The organism is Actinophytocola sp., from assembly GCF_036002505.1.
Lineage (GTDB): Bacteria > Actinomycetota > Actinomycetes > Mycobacteriales > Pseudonocardiaceae > DASYTH01.
In genome coordinates this window covers 1-4,919 of record NZ_DASYTH010000033.1, presented here as the reverse complement: position 1 = coordinate 4,919, position 4,919 = coordinate 1, and the positions used below count along the sequence as shown (strand labels likewise).

At 68.4% G+C, this 4,919-nt stretch carries 4 protein-coding genes; all 4 read left to right on the top strand.

What is annotated here, in order from left to right; all coding sequences use genetic code 11:
* Nucleotides 1-444 precede the first annotated feature (444 nt).
* The 4 genes from VGR06_RS01860 to VGR06_RS01845 all read left to right on the top strand — a co-directional run bounded on the left by VGR06_RS01860 (nucleotide 445) and on the right by VGR06_RS01845 (nucleotide 4,838).
* A complete protein-coding gene (locus VGR06_RS01860; protein ID WP_327557158.1) occupies nucleotides 445-945 on the top strand; it encodes a transposase in 501 nt (166 codons plus the stop codon).
* A gap of 86 nt (nucleotides 946-1,031) precedes the next feature.
* A complete protein-coding gene (locus VGR06_RS01855) occupies nucleotides 1,032-2,150 on the top strand; it encodes a tyrosine-type recombinase/integrase (RefSeq protein ID WP_327557157.1) in 1,119 nt (372 codons plus the stop codon).
* Nucleotides 2,147-4,405, top strand: a complete 2,259-nt coding sequence (locus VGR06_RS01850; protein ID WP_327557156.1) for a tyrosine-type recombinase/integrase — start codon at nucleotides 2,147-2,149, stop codon at nucleotides 4,403-4,405. Before VGR06_RS01855 ends, VGR06_RS01850 begins: the two co-directional genes overlap by 4 nt.
* Complete coding sequence (locus VGR06_RS01845) at nucleotides 4,395-4,838, top strand: DUF6262 family protein (RefSeq protein ID WP_327557155.1); 444 nt, start codon at nucleotides 4,395-4,397, stop codon at nucleotides 4,836-4,838. The genes VGR06_RS01850 and VGR06_RS01845 overlap by 11 nt, the downstream gene beginning before the upstream one ends.
* The last annotated feature ends 81 nt before the right edge of the window (nucleotides 4,839-4,919 follow it).

Here is a 4,919-nt window from a genome sequence, read left to right as displayed (position 1 = left end):
CGTCACCAGCCGATGATCGCCGAGGCGGCTGCTGGCTCGCACCCGGATAGCGCCATGGACATGTGCCCGCACCTCGATGTCGCGCGTTACGAACGGATGCGTGCTCCTGATGCCTCCCTACGGCGGTGATCAGCGCTCGCTCTTCGGGTAGGTCGGTCGTACCCGACTCTCACGCAATGGTCACGCAGGGTGAGGCTCACTCGGCGGCATGTGCGTGTGCGTCGGCGCGGCCAGCGCGGGCGGGCCACTGCATGCCGCGGGGCAAGACTGCCAGCTTCCGATTGAACCAGCCGTTAGAGCCTGGTAAATAAGGGGTTCGGGCGGGAGGTAAGTCCACGAGTGTCGATGCGCGCCGGGGTTGGCGGCGTGTCGTAATGACACGAGGAAGGGCCTCCAGGTAGGAGCACTGGTGACGAAACCTCTGCTCTACCCGAAGGCCCAACCATGTCTTTCTACCTTGTCGCCGGCGTCGCCGCACCCACCGACGCGTCCGCTCTGGCCGACCACTTGCCCACCGAACGCCCGCGCCACTACCCCTCGGACACCACCGACGCCGAGTGGCAGCTCATCGCCGCGCACATCCCGGCCGGCGGCCGCCGCGGCCGCCCGGTGGTATACCCCCGCCGCGACGTGGTCGACGCGATCCGCTACCTGAGCCACAACGGCTGTCAATGGCGCGCGTTGCCCGCCGACTTCCCGCACCACAAGCTCGTCTACCACTACTTCAAGACCTGGACCAGCGACGGCACCCTGAACCGCTGCCACAACGCCCTGCGCGAACAGGTCCGCCAGCACGCGGAACGCCGCCACCCGCAACCCACCGCCGCCCTGGTCGACTCCCAGTCGCTGCGCGCCGCCGAGACCGTCGCCCGGCCCAGCCGCGGCTACGACGCCGGCAAGCACGTCAACGGCCGTTATCTGGAGCCCGTGCTGGCCTGTCTTTGATGTGTTCCAAGCGCGCCGGGGGTCCCCCAACTCCTGTGGTGGATGCGGTTATCTGCCGCCGTCCATCAGCAGGAGCGGGAGGTGCAATGCGGGTGCAGCGGGTGTTGGTTCCGGGGTCGATGGTGGAGTCGTGGACGTTGCTGGGCGACGATCTACGAGCGGTCGGCCCGGTGGAGTCGTTCCTGGTCTACCTGGCGGCGATCGAGCGGTCGCCGAACACGGTCAAGGCGTACGCCCACGACTTGAAGGACTGGTGGGTCTATCTCGATGGGCGGGGCCTGCACTGGCAGCGAGTAGATCTGGAGGCGGTGGCGGGGTTCGTGGCCTGGCTGTGGCTGCCGCCGGCGGCCCGCAGCGGGGCGTTGGCGGTGCTGCCGACGGTCGAGCACCACTGCACGGCCGCCAGCGTGAACCGCAAGCTCGCCGCGGTCAGCGCGTTCTACGAGTTCCATGCCCGCAGCGGGGTCGTGGTTGCCGACCTGCTGATCTCGATGCGCCCGGCCGGGCATCACCGGACGGCAGGAACGTCCTACAAGCCGTTCCTGCAGCACATCGCCGCTGGCAAGCCCGAGCGGACGAAGATCATCAAGCTCAAGACGGGCCGGAAGCGTCCCCGTGTCCTGACCGCCGTGCAGGCCCAGACGATCCTGGACGCCTGTGGGCATCTGCGCGATCGTCTGCTGTTCGCCCTGATGCTTGACACCGGGGTCCGCATCGGCGAGGCCCTGGGCCTGCGGCACGACGACATCGCGATCGCCGAGAAGCAGGTGACGGTGGTGCCGCGGCACAACGACAACCGGGCCCGTGCCAAGGCCGGCCGCACTCGGATCATCCCCGCGAGTGCGGAACTGATGCGCCTGTACTCCGACTATCTGCACCGTGAGTACGGCGCCCTGGATTCCGACTACGTCTTCGTGAACCTCTTCGCCGAGCCGCAGGGGCGTCCTTGGGGCTACCCAGCCGTCTATGACCTGGTCAAACGGCTGCGCAAGGTTACGGGCATCGGCTTCGAGCCCCATCAATACCGCCATACCTATGCGACCTGGCTGCTGCGTCGCGGGGCGGGGATGGAGAACGTCAAGGAGCTACTCGGGCATGCCTCGATCAGCACCACGATCGACACGTATGGTCACCTGACTGTTGAGGATGCCCGCCGCACGCTGGAAGCCGCCGGCTGGTTCACCGGTCGGGAGGTCCGGCTGTGACTGTCGCCCCGCTCACCACCGGCCGCCAGCGGATTGGTTTGCTGGAAAGGCTTCTGGCCACCATTCGAGGCGAGTTCCGCACCGAACTCTACCGCCCGGACCCAGGCGATCCCGTCTTCGTCGCGCCTGAGTGCGCGGTCACCGGCTGCGACAACGTGGCATCGCAGCGAGGGTTGTGCAACGGGCACATCATCCGGTGGCGCCAGCGTGGACGCCCGGCGATGGAAGACTTCCTCGCCGATCCCGGTCCACCGGTTCGCGGCCGGCAGGCCCTGCCCTCCTGCCGGATCGGCGGCTGCCACTACGGGCGTTTCGGCAAAGGGCTGTGCAGCAAACACTACGACCGCTGGGCCCGAGCCGGACGGCCCGACCCGGACGGCTGGGACGCTCCGAATATGGTCGTATCCGGTGCTGTCCCGGCCGAATGCTGCCTGCCGTTCTGCACCCTGTGGGTCGATACGCCGGGAAAGATGTTCTGCCAGAACCATCACGATCGCTGGGCGAGGGCAGGCCGCCCGGACGTCGAACGCTTCATTGTGGACTGCGGGCTGAACGGCACCACCGCGGTCGACCTGCGCGGCCTGCCCACGCAGTTGACGCTGGAGTTTCAGTACGGGCTGCAGTGCCGAGCCGATGCCCGGCGCCGCACGACCCCTGCCCGCTATGTCATGCAGGCCGTCCGGCTCGCCCAGGCGGCGGGGGCGGCCTCGTTGCTGGACCTCACCGAACAGCAGTGGCGTGAGCAGGCGCGAAACGGCAGAGTACGCGCGCCGGTGCTGTTCCTGATCGAAGTCCGCGACGCCGTCGAGGTGCTGCGTGACGGCGCTGGCTGGGAGAACGAGTTCCCGCGCGACGTGTGGCGGCTGGAACGACTACCCGGTATCACCACCCCGGCCACGGCCACCGTTCCGCGGCCGCGGGTGCGGCTGCACTTCGAACGCATCCCGCAGCCCTGGCTTCGTGACCTGGCCAAGCGGTGGCTGCGACTGCGGCTGACCAGCGGGTTGAGCATCACCGCCGCACATACCGGGCTGGACGCGCTCGTCTGCTTTGGCCGTTTCCTGGTCCACGCCGGCGTCGACCGGCTCGCTGACATCGACCGTCTTCTGCTCGAACGCCACCTCGGCTATGTCGCCTCCCAGGACGGCGGGCACGGCCTGAAGAAGGGCAGGATCAGCAACCTGAATCTGTTCATGCAGGCCATCCGGCAGAACCGCTGGGACGACTCGCTGCCCGGCACCGCCGCCTTCTATCCCGGCGACACCCCACGGCCACCGGCGGCCGCGATCTCCCGCCGGCTCGCCGAGCACGTCATGGCCCAGGTCGAGTCCGAGGCGAACCTGGACCGTTGGGACAACCCGGCCGGACGACTGGTCACGCTCATCCTCATCCGCACCGGACTGCGGATCTCCAGCGTCGTCTGCCTGGACTTCGACTGCGTCGTCCACGACGGTCAAGGCGCCGCCTACCTGCGCTACTTCAACACCAAGATGAAACGCGAGGCCGCCGTCCCCATCGACGAACACCTCGAGCAAGCCATCCGCGACCACCAACGGCAGGTGCTCGACCGCTGGCCGGACGGCACCGGCGTCCTGTTCCCCCGGCAACACGCCAACGCCTCCGGGCGGCTACGGCTGTCCGACAGCAGCTACCGGCAGATGCTGCGCCGCTGGCTCACCACCTGCGACATCCGCGACGAGCACGGACAACCAGTGCACCTGACCCCGCACCAATGGCGCCACACCTTCGCCTGCCGCCTGATCAACCGCGACGTCCCGCAAGAAGTCGTCCGGGTCCTACTCGACCACGAGTCCTCCCGGATGACCGCGCACTACGCGCGGCTCACCGACCAGACCGTGCGACGGCGCTGGGAAGCCGCGATGAAGGTCGACATCAAAGGTGAGCACGTCACTCTCGCCACCGACGGGCCGCTCGGCCAGGCCCAGTGGGCCAAGACCCGTTACGGCATCGCCACCCAGACCCTGCCCAACGGCTACTGCGGACTGCCCGTCCAGAAGTCCTGCCCACACGCCAACGCCTGCTTGACCTGCCCGGTCTTCCTCACCGGACCCGAGTTCCTTCCCGAACTGCGCCAGCAGCGGACCCGCACCCTGACCCTGATCGACAACGCCACCGGCTGCGGCCACACCCGGGTCGCCGAGATGAACCAGCAGGTCGCCGACAACCTTGACCGCATGATCGGCGAGCTGGAAACCGGCCACGACCAGACCCAGGAGACCGCACATGCCGGCTGACAACACCGACCACATCGTCGCCGCGGCCCGACAGCGGGCCGCGGCCACCCGCCGACGCGCGACCGCCGCCCTGCGGCGCATGGACACCACCGCAGCCGTGATCACCTTCGAAACCGTCGCCCGCGAAGCCCGGGTCTCCCGGTCCTGGCTCTACAACCAACCCGACCTCCGCACCGAGATCGAACGGCTCCGCGCCCGCCACCGCATCCCCGCCACCCGGCCGGTTCCCGACCGGCAACGCGCCTCCGAAGCCTCCCTGCTCCAGCGCCTGCAAGCCGCCACCGAACGCAACCGGCAACTGGAGAGCGAGAACCGCGAACTGCGGCACGCTCTCGCCCTGGCCCTCGGCGAACAACGCGCCGACCAACTGTTGTCCGGCCCCACCCGCGACACGCCGGACAGAAAAAGTTCCGCCGTCATCGGCCCCTGCTGACCGGCAGCGTCGAAGACACGTCCACCACGCATCACCGCAGGCCAGCACGCTACAAGATCAAGAAGCTCAAGATAACGGCCG

Coding starts and splice junctions, on each gene's coding strand:
- VGR06_RS01860 (WP_327557158.1), top strand. CDS start 445: ATGTCTTTCTACCTTGTCGCCGGCGTCGCCGCACCCACCGACGCGTCC.
- VGR06_RS01855 (WP_327557157.1), top strand. CDS start 1,032: ATGCGGGTGCAGCGGGTGTTGGTTCCGGGGTCGATGGTGGAGTCGTGG.
- VGR06_RS01845 (WP_327557155.1), top strand. CDS start 4,395: ATGCCGGCTGACAACACCGACCACATCGTCGCCGCGGCCCGACAGCGG.